Raw genomic sequence first — 19,058 nt, forward strand, 5'->3', positions numbered from 1 at the left:
TCGCGACCTGGACCGGCGCATGCCCGACCTGCCACCAAACCGTGAAACCGCTACACCGCAACAACTATCGACAAACCTAACAAAGCACTACTAGGTGTCTGGGCGGTAATCACCGAAGAGGCGATCCTCCGCGCGGTCGGTGGCCGGGAGGTGCACACCGCCCAACTCTCCCGCCTGCTGGAGCTGGCTTCCCTTCCGAACATCCAGTTCCAGATCATCCCCACGCGCGCGGGCGAGCACATCGCTATGGGTGTGCCTTTCTCCTGCTTCCGCTTCGACGACGGCTACGGCACGGTCGCGATCGACCACCTCACCGGCACCCTCTTCTTGGAGGAAGAAGCCGAGGTGGAGCGGTATAGGCTGGCGTTCCAGCACTTGTGCGGCACCGCCCTCAGCGGGCCGGACTCGCTGGCCCTGCTGCGGAAGTACGTCAAGGAGGAGCACAGCGAATGGGAGCGGCGGAGCTGACCTTCGGGACGTGGCGCAAGGCGACCTACAGCGGCGGCAACTCGAACTGCGTCGAGGTGGCGTGGCGCAAGTCGAGTTACAGCGGCGGCAACTCCGACTGCGTCGAGGTGGCACATGCGTCCACCGCCGTCGGAATCAGGGACAGCAAGTCGCCGGACACCGGCACCCTCACCGTCCCCCGTTCCGCCTGGCTGGCGTTCCTCGCTACGAGTGGCCGGGTTGCCGGTCGGCCTGGGCGGGCTTGAGGACGCTCCACGAGATCTGCCGTGACCCGGTCACGGCACAGACGCGACGCAAGAACCGCTGCCGCTCGCCGTCAGGACGAGGCGCGGTCGCTTCAGGGGATCGCCCGAGCGCGGACATGGCGGAAAGGTTCTCGCACCGGTTGAGCGCAAAACCAGTGCGATAAACCTACTCCACCCCAACGGCCCAACCGACCCCTCCGGTGGTCACTCAGCGCGTCCACTGCGATGATGCCGGCCATGAGCTTCACGGCTGTGTGGCCGATCATGAAAGAGCGCGACGCCGACGCCGCCGACGAGATGACCGTCGGCACGCCGGAGGACGTCGACACCCTCCTGACCCGCTTGGCGGAACCCGGCGCGGGACCGGCCGTGATCGAGCACCAGGACCGCGAGCTGATCACCGACACCGAGGGCCTGCTCGGCGCGCCCGGCAGCGCCAAGATCCCGGACCACGACATGGCCGCCGCCATCCACCAGGGCTACGGCTACCTCACCTACGCCGACCCCGAGCACGACTACTCGACCCTGGCCGGCGACCCGGCCTCCCCCGAGTACCGCTCCGAGTACGTCGACTACCCGGCCGGCGCGGGCGTCCCGGTGGACGTCCTGGCGACCGCGCTGAAGGAGTTCCTGGCCACCGCCAAGCGCCCCGAGGGCGTCACCTGGCAGGCCGCCTAAGCGTCCCGGCGGCGGTCGCGGACCTCGGGGAGCGCTTCGAGGCCGGCGGACTTGTAGGTGGCGACGGCGCCGACGTTGGAGCTCGGGGTGCAGACCAGGACGCTCGACGAGCCCAGCTCACGCAGCGCGGCCGCCGCCGCGACCGTGATCGCCTTGCCGTAGCCGTGGCCCCGGTGGTCCGAGTGCACGCCCATCGGCTCGATCAACCCGGGCCGGCCCGGACCCGCCGACCACACCGTCACGGCGGCCACGGCGTTGTCCTGCTCGTCGTGCGCGACCAGGCACCGGGCGTCGGTGTAAGGCACTCCGGCGGCCATCGCGTGCCAGCGCTCGTCGGTGAACGTGGAACTGCTGAACGACGCCCGCTGCACGGCGGCCCGCACGTGCGCCCGCTCCGGTCCGATCACCTCGACCCGCACGCCCGGGTCCTCCACCGGCTCCGCCAGGTCACGCCGCAGCGGCGTCCACGGCTCGTCGGTGTCCCAGCCGGCCTCGGCCAGCAGGTCCTGGACCAGCGCGCTCCTCGGCGCCTCGACGTACACCTCGCCCGCGACCAGCACCCCGCGCTCGGGAGCGGTCACGTCCTCGACCACCCGCCGGGCCAGCTCCTCGTCCTGGTGGGCGTCCGGCGCGATGGTCATCCGCAGCAGGTCCGGCGAGTCCAGCAGCCCGACGGCGAGGATCCGCCCGCCCCGGCTCCAGGTCCGCACGGCCGCCGCCGTCGCCTCCGCGCCGTACCGCCAGAACCAGCCGATGTCGCCGGGGTGCAGCTGCATCGGCGCGCCATCGTGCTGCCACTCGCGCAGCGCGTCCACCGCACCGGCCAGCCCGTCGACGGACGGCGTGCCCAACTCGATCGCCATGCCCCGCATCACACACCACCGCACCGACCGGCCGCACCCCGGTTTCAGGTCCGGTGGGACACCCAGATGTTCGGCTCGACGTACACGGCCACGTTCTGCGACGTCGAGACGAGCACCGGGGCGAGCGCGCCGGGCACGAGCACCGGCCCGTCCCGGTCGAACGGCAGCCCGGTCCACTCCCGCCAGCGCGCCAACGTCGCCTGCACGGTCGACGAGCACCACGCGACGCCCTCGACCCGTCCCCCGGCCCGCACGTGGGTCCGCAGCCACCGGTCCTCGGGCAGCCCGTCGGCACGGGTCCGCGCGGCGTACTCGTCCATCGGCACCTCGGGCTTGGTCGCCTTGTCCGGTGGCCGGAGCGGCACCAGGAGTTCGGCGAGCCCCGCCGCCGCGACCGCCGAGCGCATCGCCGCCACGACCGCGCCGGACAGCCCGCGTCCCAGGTGGGCGGGGTCCACGGCGATCTCCAGCGCGCACGCGGTGTCGGGCTCGACGCCGTCCATCAGGTCCTCGGCCGCCCACACGGCCACCTGGTCCCACCCGCCGTCGGGGAACCGCTCCCGGGAGTCCCGGTCGGCCAGGAAGGCGACCATGATCCCCCGTGCCACGGGCCTGTCGCCGTCCAGCAGCGCCACCACCAGGTGCGGCCACCGCGCGGCGACCCGCCGTCCCCGCACGAGCAGGGACGCCAGGTCGCCCTGCATGAACCGGGGCGAGTCGGGCGGGTAGGGGATCCCGTAGACGGCGTCGGCCAGGTCGGGCCGCGAAGCGAGGGTGATCACGCGCACCCCCGCATCCTCCCCCCGTCTGGGAAACTGCGGGCCGTGACGACCACGGTCAGGGCAGCCGCGCGGGAGGACGTGCCCGCGCTCGTCCGCCTCCGCCTCGCGAACGCCGAGCAGCACGTCCGGCTCGACCCGGCCGTCTACCGGCTGCCCGAGGCCGACGTCGTCCGGCAGCACTTCGAGGACGTGCTCTCCGGCGGGTCGGACGTCCTGGTCCTCGTCGCGGACGTCGACGGCGAGGTCGCGGGCATGGCGGAAGTGGTGCCCCTGCCGGACCCGCCCGCGCACCAGATCGCGGTGCCGCGCCCGGCGGCCGACGTGCACACGGTCGTCCTGGACGCGCACCGCGGCCGCGGCGTCGGCAAGGCCCTGCTCGCCGGGGCGGAGCAAGCCGCCTCGGCACGCGGTGTGACCGTCCTCTACGCCGGCGTCCTGACGCTCAACGAGGACGCCGTCCGCTTCTACGCGTCGGCCGGGTACGGGCCTCGCGGCACGATGCTGCGCAAGGAACTGCCGGCCTGAACCGACGGCTCAGGGCACCGCGTTCGCCTTCACGGCCGCCGCCAACGCCTCCTGCCAGTGCCGCAGCGGGGTCAGGCCCGAGTCCTCCCAGGCCTTGTTGGACAGCACGGAGTACGCCGGGCGCGGGGCGGGGCGGGGGAAGTCGGCGGTCGTGCACGGGCGCACGCGGTTCGGGTCGAGGCCGAGTTCGGCGAAGATGGCGCGGGCGAAGCCGCACCACGTGGTCTCGCCGCCGCCGGTCGCGTGCAGCACCCGGGCGGGCGTGCCGCCCGACGTGACGGCGGCGGCCAAGTCCACCAGCCCGTGCGCCAGGTCGAGCGACCACGTCGGCGAGCCGATCTGGTCGTCCACAACGGACAGCGTGTCGTTCGTGGCGGCCAGACGGGCCATGGTCTTCACGAAGTTGTTGCCGTGCTCGCCGTAGACCCAAGCGGTGCGGACGACCCACGAACGGTCCCATGTGGACAGCACGTTGCGCTCGCCGTCGAGCTTCGTGCGGCCGTAGACGGACTTCGGCCCGGTCTCGTCGGTCGGCTCGTACGGCCGCGTGCCGTCGCCGGGGAACACGTAGTCCGTGGAGACGTGCAGCAGCGGCACGTTGTGCTCGCGGCAGCTCGTGGCCAGGTTCGCGGGCCCGACCGCGTTGACCTCCGCGGCCCGGTCGACGTCGGTCTCCGCCGCGTCCACCGCCGTGTAGGCCGCCGCGTTCACGACCACCGGCCGGAACCCCGCGTCACGGGCGCTCGCGGCGAACACCGCCACCGCGTCCGCCACCGCCGAGGCGTCGGTCAGGTCGAGCTCGGCCGACGACGGCGCGTGCACGAGGCCGTCGCCGGGCGCCGCCGTCACCAGGTCCCGCCCGAGCTGGCCGCGGCCACCGGGCACGAGGAGTGCGAGCGCCATCAGCCGGCCAGCGCCGCGCGCTGCTTGAGCGGCTCCCACCACGACCGGTTGTCCCGGTACCACCGCACGGTCGAGGCCAGGCCCTCGGCGAAGTCGACCCGCGGCGCGTAGCCCAGCTCGGTGCTGATCTTGGTGATGTCCACCGAGTAGCGCCGGTCGTGGCCCTTGCGGTCGGTGACGGGCTCGACGAACGAGTCCCAGTCACGCCCCGTGGCCTCCAGCAGGCGCTCGGTCAGCTCGCGGTTGGTCAGCTCCGTGCCGCCGCCGATGTTGTAGATCTCACCGGCGCGCCCGCCCTCCAGCACGAGCTGGATGCCGTGGCAGTGGTCGTCCACGTGCAGCCAGTCGCGGACGTTGAGGCCGTCGCCGTACAGCGGCACCTTCCTGCCGTCGACCAGGTTGGTCACGAACAGCGGGATGACCTTCTCGGGGAACTGGTACGGACCGTAGTTGTTCGAGCACCGGGTGATGCTCACCGGCAGCCCGTGGGTGCGGAAGAACGACCGCGCCAGCAGGTCCGACGACGCCTTGGACGCCGAGTAGGGCGAGTTCGGCTCCAGGATGTGGTCCTCGGTCCAGGAACCCTCTTCGATCGTGCCGTAGACCTCGTCGGTCGAGACGTGCACGAACTTCTCCACACCGGCCTCCAGCGCGCCCTGCAGCAGCGTCTGGGTGCCGAGCACGTTGGTCAGCACGAAGTCGGCCGAGCCGGAGATCGAGCGGTCCACATGGGACTCGGCGGCGAAGTGCACCACCACGTCCGTCCGGCCCATCAGGTCGGCGACCAGCTCGCGGTCGCAGATGTCGCCCCGGACGAAGGTCAGCCTCGGGCTGTCCGCGACCGGCGCCAGGTTCGCCTCGTTGCCGGCGTAGGTGAGCTTGTCCAGCACCACCACCTCGGCATCGGCGTAGGCCGGGTACGCGCCGGCCACCATCTCCCGCACGTAGTGCGAACCGATGAACCCGGCCCCACCCGTTACCAGTACCCGCATGCTCAGTGTCCTCCTGAAGGCGGTTGCTCATCGCAGTCTGTCACGAGTGCCATTCGTGCAACCCACCTGGTTGTTACAGCGTCTCCCGTATAAGAGGAATGTCCGGCGCGGCCAACCTCCGCGCCAGTAATGTCGACCAGGCACGCCTGAGCGCACGGGGGAGGCAGGCAGTGGACTCCAGTCCGCCAGGAACAGCCGGTGGATCGGCTGCACTGCGTGCACTCGCGATCACCGCGCGTTCACTGCTGGCGCTGGTCTCGGCGGCTGTGCTCGTCGTCACGTGGTACGGCTGGTACTACCTCAGCGACATCGACGAGGACATCACGACGACCGACGTCATCGCGTCCTCGGTGACCGAGGACGCCGACGGCGTGCCCCGCAGGCCGCTCGACGGCGCGGTCGACATCCTGCTGGTCGGGGTCGACAGCCGCACCGACGCGCAGGGCAACCCGCTGTCGGACGAGGTGTTGGCGCTGCTCAACGGCGGTGTGGCGGACGGCACGCAGAACACCGACACGATGATCCTGGTGCACATCCCCCAGGACGGCACGCGTGCGGTGGCCATCTCGTTCCCGCGTGACGCGTACGTGGAGATCGCGGACGGGTTCGGCAAGCACAAGCTGAACTCCGCGCTGGCCAGGCAGAAGAACGACAAGGCGCAGGAGCTGCGCGACAAGGGCGTGACCGACGAGGCCCGCATCGAGCTGGAGTCGACGCTGGCCGGCCGCAAGACGCTGATCAAGACGATCGAGGGGCTGACCGGCGGCTCCGTCACCGTCGACCGGTATGCCGAAGTCAACCTGGCCAGCTTCTACGAGGTGACGAAGGCGCTCGGCGGCGTCGAGGTGTGCCTGAACGAGGCCACCAGCGACCGCGACTCGGGCGCGGACTTCCCGGCCGGGCGGCAGACCATCGAGGGCGCCAAGGCGCTGTCGTTCGTCCGCCAGCGCGGCGGGCTGCCCGGCGGCGACCTGGACCGGATCGTGCGGCAGCAGGTGTTCATCGGCGCGTTGGCCCGCAAGGTGCTCTCCACGGGCACGCTGACCGACTTCGACCAGCTCGACCGGCTCGTGACGGCGGTGAAGAAGTCCGTCGTGCTGAGCGAGGGGTGGAACATCACCGAGTTCGCCACCCAGATGCAGGGCCTCGTGGGCGGCAACATCCAGTTCCGCACGATCCCGGTGGGCGACCCGATGGACACGTGGAGCGACGGCAACGTGCTGCCGGTCGACCCCGCGCGGGTGCGCCAGTTCATCAAGGGCCTGGCGACCGACAACGACCCGTCGAAGGCGCCCGCCACGACCACGACGCCGTCCGGGCCGCCGCCCTCGGCGATCACCGTGCACGTCTACAACTCCGCCGGGGTGAACCGGCTCGCCGCGAGCGTGCTGGACATGTTGGTGGAGAAGGGTTTCAAGCGCGGTCGGGCGGACTCCGGGGCGTACGCGGAGACGACGTCCGTGCGGTACGCGCCGGGTGAGCGGGCGAGCGCCGACAAGGTGATCTCGGCCCTGACCGGTAACGCCGAGGCCATCGAGGACGACTCCGTGCCCAGGGGGCAGGTTCTCGTGTACGCCGGCGCCGACTACGCGCCGCCGGACCAGTCCGACCCGGCGTCGGTCGGCGTGCCGGGCACGGACAGCCCGCCCTCGACGAGCTCGACCCCGCCGATCACCGCCGACGGTGTGGTCTGCGTCAACTGAGCACCACCTCCCGGTGAATCCGGACGTCCGACCGGCCGAGGGTGGTTAGCCTGGTCGGACACCCATTCGTAGGAGGAGCGCCGGTGAGGGCTGCGGTGATCGCGGGACGCGTGCTCGTCGCGCTGCTGTCCGCGGCCGTGCTGGCGGCGTCCGGGTACGGCTGGTCGACGTTGCAGCGCGTGCAGGAGAGCGTGAACACGACCGACGTGCTGACCGCGCTGTCGGACGTGCCGAACGCGCCGCCCGCGGCCGACGGCGCGACCGACATCCTGCTGGTCGGCAGCGACAGCCGCACCGACGCCCAGGGCGTGCCGCTGCCGGAGCACGTGCTGCGGAAGCTGCGCACGGAGGCGACGGACACCCTCAACACGGACACGATCATCGTGATGCGCGTGCCGCACGACGGCAGCAAGGCGCACGCCGTGTCCATCCCCCGGGACACCTACGTGCCGATCCCGGAGGTCGGCGAGGAGAAGATCAACTCGGCGTACGGGCTGACCAAGTTCTTCACCATGGAGCGGCTGGCGGCGTCGGGCATGTCCGACCTGACCGAGCGCTCCAAGGCGGGCGACCAGGCCGGGCGGCGGGCGTTGGTGCAGGTGGTGCAGGAGCTGACCGGCGTGCGGGTCGACCACTACGCGGAGATCAACCTCTACGGGTTCTACCTGCTCACCGAGGTGATCGGCGGCGTGGAGGTGTGCCTGAAGCAGGGCACGTCGGACCCGGACTCGGGCGCGAACTTCCGCGCGGGCGTGCAGACGATCTCGGGCGGGGACGCGCTGGCGTTCGTGCGCCAGCGCAAGGGCATCCCGAACGGCGACCTGGGCCGGATCACCCGGCAGCAGGTGTTCATGTCGGCGGCGATGTCGAAGCTGCTGTCGGCGGGGACGCTGGCGGACCCGACGCGGCTGTCCGGGCTGCTGGACGCGGTGAACAAGTCGATCGTGGTGGACGAGGCCCTGGATTTGGCGAAGTTCGCCGGTCAGGCGCGCGGGCTGGCCGGCGGGAACGTCGAGTTCGCGACCATCCCGGTGACCGGCGTCGGCGCGCGCAACGACCGCGGCCAGAGCATCGTGACCGTGGACCCGGCGCAGGTGAAGGCGTTCGTGGCGGAGTTGTTGGGCGAGAAGACGCCCGCGCCGGCCCCGCCCCCGACCTCGGCTGCCCCTCCGGCCACCGGGACTTCGACCACGGCCGGCGCTCCGCCCACCCAGCGCCTCGCGGGCGACCGCCTGGTGAGCCTGGACGGCCCCCGTCACCGCGTCGTCCAGGCCGGCCCGGTCTGCGTCGACTGACCGGCCCGCGTCGGCTGACGGCCCACGTCGACTGACGGCCCGCGTCGACTGACCGGCCTGCGTCGGCTGACGGCCCGCGTCGACTGACGGCCCGCGTCGGCTGACCGGCCTGCGTCGGCTGACGGCCGATTCGTTCAAGACCCGCGGGCGGCGCAGGTGCCAGCATCGTCGGCATGGACCTCGCCCGCGCACACGCGTTCCTGGACACGCACGCCCGGCTGCTCGAACGACGGCTCGCCCTCCTGTGGTCCCGGCCCGACCCGGTCGCGGCGGTCGCGGTCGTGGACGCGCTGGCGGGCTACCGCAACGCAGACGGCGGGCTGGGCCACGCGCTGGAACCGGACGTCCGCGCGCCGCACAGCCAGCCGCTGGCCGTCGACTTCGCGCTCGGCGTGCTCGGGCAGGTGCTGGACTCGCCCGCCGCGGCCGACGCCGTGGTGCGGGAGAAGGTCGCCGGGTTCGCCGGGAGCCTGGTGCCGTACCTCGACTCGGTGACCTCCCCCGAGGGCGGGCTGCCGATCGTGCTGCCCGACATCGCCGATCACGCCCGCGCCGAGCACTGGGGCGACGGCCGGTTCCCGGTCGGCCTCAACCCGACGGCGGGCATCGTCGCGGGGCTGCGCAAGGCCGGCGTGTCCGCCGCGTGGGTCGACTCCGCCGACGAGTTCTGCCGCGTGCGGATCGAGGCGCTGTCCGGCGACGTCGACGCGCACACGGCGGTCAACGTGCTGCACTTCCTGGCGACCACCCCGGACCGGGAGTGGGCCGGTCGGCACGGGCTGTCGGTCGAGGATCTGAGCCTGTTCCACCTCTACCCCGGCGAGGGCTACGGCCTGACCCCGTTGGACTTCGCGCCGCTGCCGACCGACCCGCTGCGCGCCCTCTTCCCGGCCGACGCGATCACCGCCCACCTGACCGCGCTCGCCGCCGCCCAGTGCGAGGACGGCGGCTGGCCGGTGACCTGGCGGCCACCGGGCCCGGCCGCCGCGCTGGAGTGGCGCGGCATCGTCACCGCCAACGCCCTCCGCGTCCTGACCGCCGACTGACCCGGTGCTCGGGGCGATGGGCGCGGGGGTGGCGGGGCGTGGCAAGGTTGGCGCATGACCGTCACGGATGCCCTGTTCGCGCCCCTGTTCGCGGCGAATCCCGGCCGTCCCCTGATCACGCACTACGACGACGCGGCGGGCACGCGGGTGGAGCTGTCGCGCGCCACCATCCGGAACTGGGCGGCCAAGACGGCGAACTGGCTCCGTGACGAGCACGACGTCGAGCCCGGCGACCCGGTGGCCGTGCTGCTGCCCGCGCACTGGCAGACGGCCGGCGTGCTGCTGGGCGCGTGGTGGTGCGGCGCGGCGGTCACGGACGACCCGGCGGGCGCGAAGGTGGCCGTCGTGGCGCCCGGCGTCGAGGCGCCCGGAGCCGTGGTCACGGCCGTGGCGTCGTTGCACCCCATGGGGTTGGGCAGCGGCGCGCCCGTGGACTACAACGACGACGTGCGCGTGTTCGGCGACGACTTCGCACCCTGGGAGCCGATCCCCGGCACCACGCCCGCCCTGCTGAAGTCCACTGTGGACGAGGTGGTGGAGGAGGCGCACCAGCGGGCGGCGACGTTGGGCATCACCACGACGTCCCGCGTGCTGTCCACTGTGGAGTGGGGCCTGCCGGACGGCCTGCTGAACGGTTTCCTGGCCGTGCTGGCGGGCGGCGGTTCGCTGGTGCAGTGCAGCAACGCCGCACCGGACCTGCTGGCCGCACGCCGCGCCAGCGAGCAGACGACCCTGGACCTGGTCGGCTGAACGTCAGGCGGGTTGTTCGGCCTTGCGCCCCTTCGCCAACCGGGCGACGGACAGCGACCCGCCGTTGAACCCCACCGCGATCGCGGCCACGGCGAGCACGAGGACCAGCTCGTAGCCGCCCTGGCCGAGCAGCCCGTTCGGCAGGTGCACGAGGATCAGCGCGCCGAGCATGTTCAGCGCCAGCAGCACGCCGACCACGGGCATCGCCACGCCCAGGACCAGCAGCGCGCCGCCGACGAGTTCGACGATCGCGGCGAACCAGGCGGACAGCGTCGGCAGCGGCACGCCCATGCCCGCGAAGGCGGTGGCGGTGCCGTCGAGACCCCACTCGGTGACCTTCTGCCAGCCGTGGGCGATGAAGACCACTCCCACGCCGATGCGGCCGATGAGCGCTGCCACGTCCTTGAGCATTGCGTTTCCCCTTCACGTCGACTGTCGAACGCCTCGAAGTTATATGAAGTTTCAACCACTTCCCGGCCCGCGGGCGAGGTTGACAGCGACTCGACAGGGGCGTAGAAAACCAGTCAGTTAGATAACCGAGTGGTTAGGTAGCCATGGCGGACGATCCCCTGAGCACCACCTTCGCGGCCCTGGCCGACCCGACGCGGCGGGCCATCCTGGCGCGGCTCGCGGACGGCGCGGCGACTGTGAAGGAGCTGTCCGAGCCGTTCGCGATGAGCGGGCCGGCGGTGTCCAAGCACCTGCGCGTGCTGGAACGGGCGGGGCTCATCACGCGGGGTCGTGATGCGCAGTGGCGGCCGTGCGCGCTCGACGCGACGCCGTTGCGCGAGGTCAGCGAGTGGGCCGACGGCTTCCGCCGGTTCTGGGACGACAGCTACCGCCGCCTGGACGGCTACCTCGAACGCATGAAGGAGCAGGACGATGACGACTGACACCACCGTTTCGTGGACCACGCCGTCCGCGGTGGAGGTGGCCATGACCAGGACGTTCGACGCGCCGCAGAAGCTGGTGTTCGAGGCGTTCACCAAGCCGGAGCACGTCGTGCACTGGATGCTCGGGCCCGAGGGCTGGACCATGCCCGTCTGCGAGATCGACCTGCGGCCGGGCGGGCGGTGGCACATGGTGTGGCGGCGGGCCGACGGCAGCGAGATGGCGATGACCGGCGAGTACCGGGAGGTCACGCCCTGGTCGAAGACGGTGCAGACCGAGTCGTGGGGTCCGGAGTGGCCCTCGACGGTGAACACCACCCGGTTCATCGCGGACGGTGACCGCACGACGGTCGTGCAGACGATGGAGTTCCCGTCGCGGGCCGACCGGGACCGGGCCCTGGAGACCGGGATGAAGGACGGCGCCGAGACCAGCTACGAGCGGCTGGCGGCCTACCTGACGTCGACGGGCTGACCCTGCACGTCCGTTCGGCGGCAACGTGAGCCGATCGGGTTTGGGGTTCACGCGATCGGGGTTACAGAGCGGTTGACCTACGTCGCGGGATCGGTGGACCGGATCGGTGGAGATGCTGAGTTCGTACCTGGAGTCGGTTCGGACGGGGTTCGCGGCGTTCGTCGGCGTCGGCGTGCTCGTCCTGCTGCCGTTGATCGCGTTGCACTACTACCGGTTCGGGCGGGTGGAGCCGCGGCGGGCGGTGGTCCTGTACGGGCTGCTGGCCTACGGGCTGGTGGCGTTGGCGCTGATCTTCCTGCCGTTCCCGTCGGCGCTGGTGTGCGACGGCGAGGCGATGCTGTCCACCACGCCGTTCCAGTGGGTGACGGACATGCGCCACAACCTGGCGGCGAACGGGCGTTCCGGGGTGGGCGCCGTCGTCACGTCGAGCGCGTTCGTCCAGCAGGCGTTCAACGTCGCGCTGTTCGTGCCGCTGGGCGTGGTGCTGCGGAAGTCCTACGGCCGGGGCGCGGTCACCGTGGTCGTGATCGGGCTGGGGATCTCGCTGGCCGTCGAGGTCGTGCAGTACACGGGGAACCTGGGCGCGTACCCGTGCCCGTACCGCGTGGCGGACGTCGACGACCTGATCTCGAACACCACCGGTGCGCTGCTCGGCTGGATGCTCGCCCCGGTCGCGCTGGTCGTCCCCGCCGTGCCGCACCCGGACGCGTCGACGGCCCCACCTCGCACGGTGACCGTGCCGCGTCGCCTGATGGCGCTGGCGGTGGACGTGACCATCCTGATCGTCGTCACCCACCTGCTCTTCGACGACAACCGCTGGTGGCTCCTGGCCCTGACCGTCGTGATCCGCGTCGTCCTGCCGTCGGTCACCGGCCGGACCCCGGGCGGCTGGCTGCTGCGCCACCGACTCCGCCGTGCCGACGGCGACCGCGCGAACCCGTTCCGGATCGCCCTGCGGGAGCTCCTGGGCGTCACGGGCCTGATCACCTACACCACCCTGGCCCCGACCCCGTGGCCGTTCGCCGTGGACCTGACCGTCCTGGCGTTCTTCGTCCTGGGCACGTTCGTCATCCCGGTCCTGCGCCGGGACCAGCGGAGCCTGCCGGACCTGGCCGCCGGAACCCGTGCCGTTCCGACCGACCCAACCCCCGCAACCGCCCTGACCAGCCCTTAGCCTCACCCCATGGGACCGCTGTCGGACGACGAGTACCGAACCTTCTTCACCCTCCTCCACCGCTACTGCGAGGAGGAGCTGGACCAGGCGGAGCAGTTCTCGGTGCCGACCGGGTACGGCGACGTGTACGTGTCCTTCGGCCGCCACCCGCAGGGCCCGGAGGACGCGTACACGCCGTTGGGGGACACGAAGTTCTGGAACCCGTGAGAGGGAACCCGTATCAATTCACCGATCAGAAGCAGATACCGGTGTAGGCGAGCGCCGAAGCGAGGATGTAACCATCACCGAAGTGGGTGTTGTACTGGTCGTAGAGGTTGCCGTAGTACCAATTGCCCGACGGGTTGGGCACGTTGAACTTGTCCCCGACGAACGCGTACGCCTTGACGGATCCCCCGGGCGAGTGACGGAGCGTCGCATTGCTGGTCAGCACGTACTGCCGGGTGCACTGGACACCGACGTCACCGCCCGTGGCCTCGACCGGAGCGGCCGTCGCGACACCGCCGGACACGGTGAGACCGGCGCCCAGCGCGAGTGCGGCGACCGCGGTCTTGATGCTCTTCATGAGGCCTGCTCCCCTTTTTCCAGTACCTGCGGCTCGATTCGTCGAACCGGGACGCAACGCTAAGGGCAGGCCACACCGAACACACTCGACCATCAGAGTAATGCGACGCTACCAACGGTGATAATCCACCGAGGAGCGTGCGGATGTCCGTAGACAAGACAAAGGCGGCCTGATCGACGAAGATCAGGCCGCCGTCGGGCCGGCGTGCCGGGCGGACTAGCCGTTGAGCAGCGAGCGCGACATCACGACCCGCTGGATCTGGTTCGTGCCCTCGTAGATCTGGGTGATCTTCGCGTCACGCATCATGCGCTCCACCGGGAAGTCGCGCGTGTAGCCCGCGCCCCCGAACAGCTGCACGGCGTCCGTCGTGACCTCCATCGCCACGTCCGACGCGAAGCACTTGGCCGCCGCCGTGATGAAGCCGATGTTCGGCTCACCCCGCTCGGCCTTCGCCGCGGCCACGTAGACCATGTGCCGGGCGGCCTCGATCTTCATCGCCATGTCGGCCAGCATGAACTGCACGCCCTGGAACTCGGAGATCGACTTGCCGAACTGCTTGCGGTCCTTCACGTAGGCCACGGCGGCTTCCAGGGCGCCCTGCGCGATGCCCACCGCCTGCGCACCGATGGTCGGACGCGTGTGGTCCAGCGTCCGCAGCGCGGTCTTCAGGCCGGTGCCCGGTTCGCCGATGACGCGGTCCGCCGGGATCGTGCAGTTCTCGAAGTGGATCTCACGGGTCGGCGAGCCCTTGATGCCGAGCTTGCGCTCCTTCGAACCCACGACGAAACCCGGGTCGTCCTTGTGCACGACGAACGCCGAGATGCCCTGCGACTTCTTCGGCGCGTTCGGGTCCGTCACGGCCATGACCGTGTACCACGTCGACTCACCGGCGTTCGTGATCCAGCACTTCGTGCCGTTCAACACCCAGTGGTCGCCGTCCAGCCTGGCCCGCGTGCGCATCGACGCCGTGTCGGAGCCCGCCTCCCGCTCGGACAGCGCGTACGACGCCATCGCCTCGCCCGACGCGATGGACGGCAGCACCTGCCGCTTCAACTCCTCCGACGCCGACAGCAGGATCGGCATCGTGCCCAGCTTGTTCACCGCCGGGATCAGGGACGACGACGCGCACACGCGCGCCACCTCCTCGATCACGATGCACGTCGCCACCGAGTCGGCGCCTTGGCCGTCGTACTCCTCGGGCACGTGCACGGCCGCGAAACCGGACTTGACCAGCGCGTTCAACGCCTCGACCGGGAAGCGCTCCTGCTCGTCCACGTCCGCCGCGTGCGGCGCGATCTCCTTGTCGGCCAGCGACCGGACCGCCTCGCGCAGCGCCTCGTGCTCTTCGGCGAGCTGATAGGTACCGAAGCTCGGGTCCACGTTAAGTTACCTCCCGGTAGGGCGTCCTACCGGGATGTTAGCGCGCGTTCACTCAATTCGCCGCTGTGCCGTCCGCAACAGCCCGCAGCGCGGCGTCCTTCGCCAGCACCAACTCCGACAGCGACGCCTGGAACGCCTCCATCCGCTTCCGCAGCTCCTCGTCCGCCGCCGCCAGGATCCGCACGGCCAGCAGCCCCGCGTTGCGCGCGCCGCCCACGGACACCGTGGCCACCGGCACGCCCGCCGGCATCTGGACGATCGACAGCAGCGAGTCCATCCCGTCCAGGTACTTCAACGGCACCGGCACGCCGATCACCGGCAGCGCGGTCGCCGAGGCCACCATCCCCGGCAGGTGCGCGGCCCCGCCGGCGCCCGCGATGATCACCCGCAACCCCCGGGACGCGGCCGTGGTGGCGTAGTCCAGCATCCGCTGCGGCGTGCGGTGCGCCGAGTACACGCCCACCTCGTAGGTGACGTCGAACTCCGCCAGCGCCTCGGCCGCGCCCTTCATCACCGGCCAGTCCGAGTCGCTGCCCATGATCACGCCGACGTGCGTCACTGCTGTCCTCCGTGGATGTCGTACCCGTCCAGCCACGCACCGTCGGACAGCCAGTGCGCCGCGAGCCTCGCCCGCTGCCGCACCTCGTCCATCCGCTCGCCGAGCAGCGTCACGTGACCGATCTTGCGCCCCGGCCGCTCCGCCTTGCCGTACAGGTGCACGTGCGCGTCGGGGAACCGGGCGAACAGGTGGTGCAGCCGCTCGTCGGGCCCCATCTCGGGCGAGTCCGCCGCGCCGAGGACGTTCGCCATCACGACGGCGGGCGCGGCGAGGTCCGTCGCGCCGAGCGGGTAGTCCAGCACGGCGCGCAGGTGCTGCTCGAACTGCGAGGTCCGGGCGCCCTCGATGGTCCAGTGGCCGGAGTTGTGCGGGCGCATGGCGAGCTCGTTGACGACCAGCCCGTCGGCGGTCTCGAACAGCTCCACGGCCAGCAGCCCGACCACGCCCAGCTCGGCGGCGATCCGCAGCGCCAGCTCCTGCGACTGCTCGGCGAGCGCGGGGTCCACCTCGGGCGCGGGCGCCAGCACCTCGACGCAGATGCCCTCCTGCTGCACGGTCTGCACCAGCGGCCACACCGCGCCCTGGCCGAACGGCGAGCGCGCGACCAGCGCGGCCAGCTCCCGGTGCATGGGCACGCACTGCTCGACCATCAACGGCGTGCCGGCGGCCAACAGCTCGGGCACGACCCGCTGCGCGCTCTGCGGCGTGTTGAGCATCCACACCCCGCGGCCGTCGTAGCCGCCGCGCACGGCCTTCAGCACGCACGGCCAGCCGTGCCGAGCGCCGAACTTGAGCACGTCGGACGCGTCCAGCACCGCGGCGAACGGCGGCACGGGCGCGCCCATCGCCGACAGCCGCTCCCGCATGACCAGCTTGTCCTGCGCGTGCACCAGGGCGTCGGGCCCGGGGAACACCTTCACGCCGTCGGCGACCAGCGCGTGCAGGTGCTCCTGCGGCACGTGCTCGTGGTCGAACGTGACGACGTCGCACGACTTGGCGAACGCGCGCAACGCGTCCAGGTCGGTGTGCTTGCCCAGCTCCACGTCGCGCGCGACGAGCGCGGCGGGGTCGGAGTCCGACTCGGCGAGCACCCGCAGCGACTGGCCGAGCGGGATGGCGGCCTGGTGCGTCATGCGGGCGAGCTGGCCGCCGCCGATCATGCCGACGACGGGGAGGCGGGTTCGGGAGTCCACGGTTTCGTGATTCTACGTGCACAAACAGGGTGCTCCGGACCGGGTGCGGAAGCCCCGCGCGGTCGGTGGCGCGCGCGGGACCCCCACGGCAGGGCCGCCGCGGTGTGAAGGCGGCGAACCCGGTCCTCGGTCAGACCCGACTGGCGCGGCGCACCCGCACGAAGGCCAGCGCGAGCAGGCCCGCGGCGAGCACGAGGAAGATCGCGGACTCGAACAGCTGGAACGGCACGAGCCGCTCCGCCGGGTGGTACTCGGTGAAGAACAGCACGTTGTTGTCGTTCATGCACTTCGTGTAGGCGTCGCTGTCGTGGACGTTCGAGCACGCCGAGGGGTACGCGACCTCGTTGCCCGCCGCGTCCGAGAACCCGCTCGCCACCGTCCACGAACCGTCGCCCGGCCCGTCCCACGACCGCTCGTAGGCGTCGTACCGCTCCACCTTGAGCAGCGGCTCCTGGAAGTTCGGCCGCCACAGGCCCGCCACGACGCCGCGCACCGCGACGAACACGCCGAGGGCGAGGCCCATCGACATCACCGTGCGCCGGGTGACCGCGCCGAGCGCCAGCCCGAGCGCGAAGCCGAACGCCGCGAACCCGGCCTGGACCAGCGGCGCCGCCTCGAACGCCGGCATCGTGAACGGCGGGAAGATCGGCCGGTCGGTCGTGGCGTTGATGCTGTCGATCAGCGTCCTCGACGCCAGGCCGACCACGACGGCGAGGGCCACCGCGGGCACGCCGAGCAGCACCGCCTTGCCCGCCAGCCAGCGGGTCGGGGTGATGTCCTGGCTCCACACGACGAGGTGCGTGCGCTGCTCGTACTCGCGCGCCAGCACCGGCGCCGCCCAGAACACCGCGACGGCCAGGCCGGTCACCATCGGCGCCAGCATCACCACGCTGCCCACGCTGATGAAGCGCCAGCGGCCGAACAGCCCCCGTGCGTCGCCCGTGGCCTCGACCCGCCACGCGAGGAGGAGCGCCAGCGCGATGGCCGCGCCGGCGACGACGACCACGCCGGCGATCGCCCACCGGTGCTGCCGCCACGTCAGCCACGCCAGGTCCGCCCACCCGACGCCGGCACGCTTGGTCACCGACGTGGTGTCCGTCGTGGTGGTCATGCGCGGGCCCCCTTCCGAGTGGCTTCGAGCTGCGCGAGCACGTAGTCCTCCAACGTCGGCGCGCGCTCGACCCACGGGCCCGCCACCACCGGCCGCGGCTGCCCCTCCGGCAGCTCGACCAGGAACGTCGACTGGCGGGCGGTGTGCCGCGCCTCCACGATCCCGCCCAACGCGGGCGGCACGTCCGAGCGCGGCCCGGTGTAGCTGACGTGCCTGCCGAGCAGCTCGTCCAGGTCACCCCCCGCCAGCAGCCGGCCGTGCGCGAGCAGCAGCAGGTAGTCGGCGACGCCGGACAGCTCGGCCACGACGTGCGTGGACAGCAGCACGGTCATGCCGGTCTGCTCGACCTCGCCCAGCAGCTCGGCGGTCACCTCGCGGCGGGCCAGCGGGTCGAGGTTGGCCAGCGGCTCGTCCAGCATGAGCACGTCCGGCCGCGAGCCGATGGCCAGCGCGAACGCCACCTGGGCCTGCTGGCCGCCGGACAGCTTGCCGCACGCCCGGTCCAACGGGATCTCGAAGCGCTCCAGCCAGCGACGGGCGCGCGCCTCGTCCCAGACGACGTTGAGCCGCGCGCCGAGGCGCAGCACGTCGGCCGCCGCGAAGTTCCGGTAGACCGGCTTCTCCTGCGACACGAACGCCACCCGGCCCACCGCGCCCGCCGACCCCTCGTCGGCGTCGAGGAGTCCGGCCAGGACGGTCATCAACGTCGTCTTGCCGGCGCCGTTCGCGCCGACCAGCGCCGCCACGCGACCCGCGGGCAGCTCGAACGTGCACTCTCGCAACGCCCACTTCGCACGGTAGCGCTTGCCCAGCGACCGCGCCCGGACCGCGACCGCGGCCGCGTCGGCGGTCTCCACCCCGGTGCTCACGGGACCGCCACCCCCTCCCCTGCCGTTTGCTGCTCGCCGCCCTCGTCGGCGGCGAGGACCGAGCGCACCAGCGCGTCGATGTCCTCCGCGTCCAACCCCGCCTCGCGCGCCTCGCGGACCCACACGGCGAGCCGCGCTCTCAGCGCGTCCATCACCCGCGGGTCGGTCGAGCCGAGCCCGGCTTTGACGAACGTGCCCGAGCCCTGGCGTGCCTCGACCAGGCCGGACAGTTCCAGTTCGCGATAGGCCTTGAGCACCGTGTTCGCGTTCACACCACTCCTCGCGACGACGTCGCGGACGGTCGGCAGCCGGTCTCCCGGCCCTAGCCAGCCCAGGCGCAGCGCCTCCCGGACCTGGCGCACGAGCTGGAGGTACGCGGGGAGGCCGCTGGACCGGTCGATGCGGAACTCCACCCGGCGCCTCCAAATTGTGTCACTCGACTAAGACACTGACACACGGTTGCGGAACGCCCCGAGGTTGTCAAGCGGGTCACCCGCGGACCCACCCCGCCGCGCACGGTGGGGTGTCGCCCCCTCCCGCGTCCGTGACCGGCGCGACGTCCGCCCCGACCGGCCGGGTCGTTTATCGCCACGATGGT

The 19,058-nt window shown here is 71.7% G+C and carries 24 protein-coding genes; 12 read left to right on the forward strand and 12 right to left on the reverse strand.

Annotated elements, in window-relative coordinates:
• Nucleotides 1-66: 66 nt before the first annotated feature.
• From ACZ7GX_RS26480 to ACZ7GX_RS26490, 3 genes are all read left to right on the forward strand, one after another.
• Nucleotides 67-468 (forward strand): DUF5753 domain-containing protein, encoded by a 402-nt coding sequence (locus tag ACZ7GX_RS26480; RefSeq protein ID WP_498780575.1) that lies wholly within the window; start codon nucleotides 67-69, stop codon nucleotides 466-468.
• Complete coding sequence (locus tag ACZ7GX_RS26485; RefSeq protein ID WP_498780423.1) at nucleotides 450-713, forward strand: DUF397 domain-containing protein; 264 nt, start codon at nucleotides 450-452, stop codon at nucleotides 711-713. The genes ACZ7GX_RS26480 and ACZ7GX_RS26485 overlap by 19 nt, the downstream gene beginning before the upstream one ends.
• A gap of 237 nt (nucleotides 714-950) precedes the next feature.
• Nucleotides 951-1,391 (forward strand): Imm1 family immunity protein, encoded by a 441-nt coding sequence (locus ACZ7GX_RS26490; protein WP_498780425.1) that lies wholly within the window; start codon nucleotides 951-953, stop codon nucleotides 1,389-1,391.
• On the opposite strand, the gene ACZ7GX_RS26495 is transcribed toward ACZ7GX_RS26490, so the two are convergent.
• Both ACZ7GX_RS26495 and ACZ7GX_RS26500 read right to left on the reverse strand, forming a co-directional pair.
• Nucleotides 1,388-2,254, reverse strand: a complete 867-nt coding sequence (locus ACZ7GX_RS26495) for a GNAT family N-acetyltransferase (protein ID WP_498780427.1) — start codon at nucleotides 2,252-2,254, stop codon at nucleotides 1,388-1,390. The genes ACZ7GX_RS26490 and ACZ7GX_RS26495 overlap by 4 nt on opposite strands.
• Nucleotides 2,255-2,298: 44 nt before the next feature.
• On the reverse strand, nucleotides 2,299-3,042 hold the full coding sequence (locus ACZ7GX_RS26500) for a hypothetical protein (RefSeq protein ID WP_498780429.1): 744 nt from the start codon (nucleotides 3,040-3,042) through the stop codon (nucleotides 2,299-2,301).
• A 36-nt stretch (nucleotides 3,043-3,078) separates the two neighbouring features.
• On the opposite strand from ACZ7GX_RS26500, the gene ACZ7GX_RS26505 reads away from it, so the two are divergent.
• Nucleotides 3,079-3,561, forward strand: a complete 483-nt coding sequence (locus ACZ7GX_RS26505) for a GNAT family N-acetyltransferase (RefSeq protein WP_498780431.1) — start codon at nucleotides 3,079-3,081, stop codon at nucleotides 3,559-3,561.
• Between the two features lie 9 nt (nucleotides 3,562-3,570).
• Here ACZ7GX_RS26505 and rfbD read toward each other — a convergent pair whose 3' ends face one another.
• Nucleotides 3,571-4,464, reverse strand: a complete 894-nt coding sequence (rfbD, locus tag ACZ7GX_RS26510; RefSeq protein WP_498780433.1) for a dTDP-4-dehydrorhamnose reductase — start codon at nucleotides 4,462-4,464, stop codon at nucleotides 3,571-3,573.
• A complete protein-coding gene (rfbB, locus tag ACZ7GX_RS26515; protein ID WP_498780435.1) occupies nucleotides 4,464-5,456 on the reverse strand; it encodes a dTDP-glucose 4,6-dehydratase in 993 nt (330 codons plus the stop codon). The genes rfbD and rfbB overlap by 1 nt, the downstream gene beginning before the upstream one ends.
• 170 nt (nucleotides 5,457-5,626) lie before the next feature.
• On the opposite strand from rfbB, the gene ACZ7GX_RS26520 reads away from it, so the two are divergent.
• The 4 genes from ACZ7GX_RS26520 to ACZ7GX_RS26535 all read left to right on the forward strand — a co-directional run bounded on the left by ACZ7GX_RS26520 (nucleotide 5,627) and on the right by ACZ7GX_RS26535 (nucleotide 10,250).
• The gene (locus ACZ7GX_RS26520) at nucleotides 5,627-7,159 is read left to right on the forward strand and encodes an LCP family protein (protein ID WP_498780437.1); all 1,533 of its coding nucleotides are present in this window, start codon (nucleotides 5,627-5,629) and stop codon (nucleotides 7,157-7,159) included.
• An 83-nt stretch (nucleotides 7,160-7,242) separates the two neighbouring features.
• Nucleotides 7,243-8,454: an LCP family protein gene (locus tag ACZ7GX_RS26525; RefSeq protein ID WP_498780438.1), complete on the forward strand. Its 1,212-nt coding sequence runs from the start codon at nucleotides 7,243-7,245 to the stop codon at nucleotides 8,452-8,454.
• Nucleotides 8,455-8,627: 173 nt separating this feature from the next.
• Nucleotides 8,628-9,500 (forward strand): hypothetical protein, encoded by an 873-nt coding sequence (locus ACZ7GX_RS26530; protein WP_498780439.1) that lies wholly within the window; start codon nucleotides 8,628-8,630, stop codon nucleotides 9,498-9,500.
• A gap of 54 nt (nucleotides 9,501-9,554) precedes the next feature.
• Nucleotides 9,555-10,250 (forward strand): TIGR03089 family protein, encoded by a 696-nt coding sequence (locus tag ACZ7GX_RS26535; RefSeq protein WP_498780440.1) that lies wholly within the window; start codon nucleotides 9,555-9,557, stop codon nucleotides 10,248-10,250.
• 3 nt (nucleotides 10,251-10,253) lie between these two features.
• Here the strand turns inward: ACZ7GX_RS26535 and ACZ7GX_RS26540 are convergent, their stop codons facing one another.
• Nucleotides 10,254-10,661, reverse strand: a complete 408-nt coding sequence (locus ACZ7GX_RS26540; protein WP_498780442.1) for a DoxX family protein — start codon at nucleotides 10,659-10,661, stop codon at nucleotides 10,254-10,256.
• Nucleotides 10,662-10,804: 143 nt separating this feature from the next.
• On the opposite strand from ACZ7GX_RS26540, the gene ACZ7GX_RS26545 reads away from it, so the two are divergent.
• The 4 genes from ACZ7GX_RS26545 to ACZ7GX_RS26560 all read left to right on the forward strand — a co-directional run bounded on the left by ACZ7GX_RS26545 (nucleotide 10,805) and on the right by ACZ7GX_RS26560 (nucleotide 12,993).
• Nucleotides 10,805-11,143 carry an ArsR/SmtB family transcription factor gene (locus tag ACZ7GX_RS26545; RefSeq protein WP_498780444.1) on the forward strand — a complete coding sequence of 113 codons (339 nt, stop codon included), beginning with the start codon at nucleotides 10,805-10,807 and terminating at the stop codon, nucleotides 11,141-11,143.
• The gene (locus ACZ7GX_RS26550; protein WP_498780446.1) at nucleotides 11,133-11,612 is read left to right on the forward strand and encodes an SRPBCC family protein; all 480 of its coding nucleotides are present in this window, start codon (nucleotides 11,133-11,135) and stop codon (nucleotides 11,610-11,612) included. The genes ACZ7GX_RS26545 and ACZ7GX_RS26550 overlap by 11 nt, the downstream gene beginning before the upstream one ends.
• A 112-nt stretch (nucleotides 11,613-11,724) precedes the next feature.
• Nucleotides 11,725-12,786: a VanZ family protein gene (locus tag ACZ7GX_RS26555; RefSeq protein ID WP_498780576.1), complete on the forward strand. Its 1,062-nt coding sequence runs from the start codon at nucleotides 11,725-11,727 to the stop codon at nucleotides 12,784-12,786.
• Nucleotides 12,787-12,795: 9 nt separating this feature from the next.
• A complete protein-coding gene (locus ACZ7GX_RS26560; protein WP_498780448.1) occupies nucleotides 12,796-12,993 on the forward strand; it encodes a hypothetical protein in 198 nt (65 codons plus the stop codon).
• A 25-nt stretch (nucleotides 12,994-13,018) separates the two neighbouring features.
• On the opposite strand, the gene ACZ7GX_RS26565 is transcribed toward ACZ7GX_RS26560, so the two are convergent.
• The 7 genes from ACZ7GX_RS26565 to ACZ7GX_RS26595 form a co-directional block, all read right to left on the reverse strand.
• Entirely contained in the window at nucleotides 13,019-13,348 is a 330-nt protein-coding gene (locus ACZ7GX_RS26565) for a hypothetical protein (protein WP_498780450.1), read from the reverse strand.
• 216 nt (nucleotides 13,349-13,564) lie between these two features.
• On the reverse strand, nucleotides 13,565-14,728 hold the full coding sequence (locus ACZ7GX_RS26570; protein ID WP_498780451.1) for an acyl-CoA dehydrogenase: 1,164 nt from the start codon (nucleotides 14,726-14,728) through the stop codon (nucleotides 13,565-13,567).
• Between the two features lie 52 nt (nucleotides 14,729-14,780).
• Nucleotides 14,781-15,266, reverse strand: coding sequence for a 5-(carboxyamino)imidazole ribonucleotide mutase (gene purE / locus ACZ7GX_RS26575; RefSeq protein ID WP_498780578.1), 486 nt, complete (start codon nucleotides 15,264-15,266; stop codon nucleotides 14,781-14,783).
• A gap of 17 nt (nucleotides 15,267-15,283) precedes the next feature.
• The gene (locus tag ACZ7GX_RS26580; protein ID WP_498780453.1) at nucleotides 15,284-16,480 is read right to left on the reverse strand and encodes a 5-(carboxyamino)imidazole ribonucleotide synthase; all 1,197 of its coding nucleotides are present in this window, start codon (nucleotides 16,478-16,480) and stop codon (nucleotides 15,284-15,286) included.
• Nucleotides 16,481-16,610: 130 nt separating this feature from the next.
• Complete coding sequence (locus ACZ7GX_RS26585; RefSeq protein ID WP_498780455.1) at nucleotides 16,611-17,591, reverse strand: ABC-2 membrane transporter-related protein; 981 nt, start codon at nucleotides 17,589-17,591, stop codon at nucleotides 16,611-16,613.
• Nucleotides 17,588-18,460, reverse strand: coding sequence for an ATP-binding cassette domain-containing protein (locus ACZ7GX_RS26590; protein WP_498780457.1), 873 nt, complete (start codon nucleotides 18,458-18,460; stop codon nucleotides 17,588-17,590). Before ACZ7GX_RS26590 ends, ACZ7GX_RS26585 begins: the two co-directional genes overlap by 4 nt.
• The gene (locus ACZ7GX_RS26595; protein WP_498780459.1) at nucleotides 18,457-18,873 is read right to left on the reverse strand and encodes a GntR family transcriptional regulator; all 417 of its coding nucleotides are present in this window, start codon (nucleotides 18,871-18,873) and stop codon (nucleotides 18,457-18,459) included. The genes ACZ7GX_RS26590 and ACZ7GX_RS26595 overlap by 4 nt, the downstream gene beginning before the upstream one ends.
• Nucleotides 18,874-19,058 lie beyond the last annotated feature (185 nt).

It is taken from the genome of Actinosynnema sp. NPDC037264 (assembly GCF_055603705.1).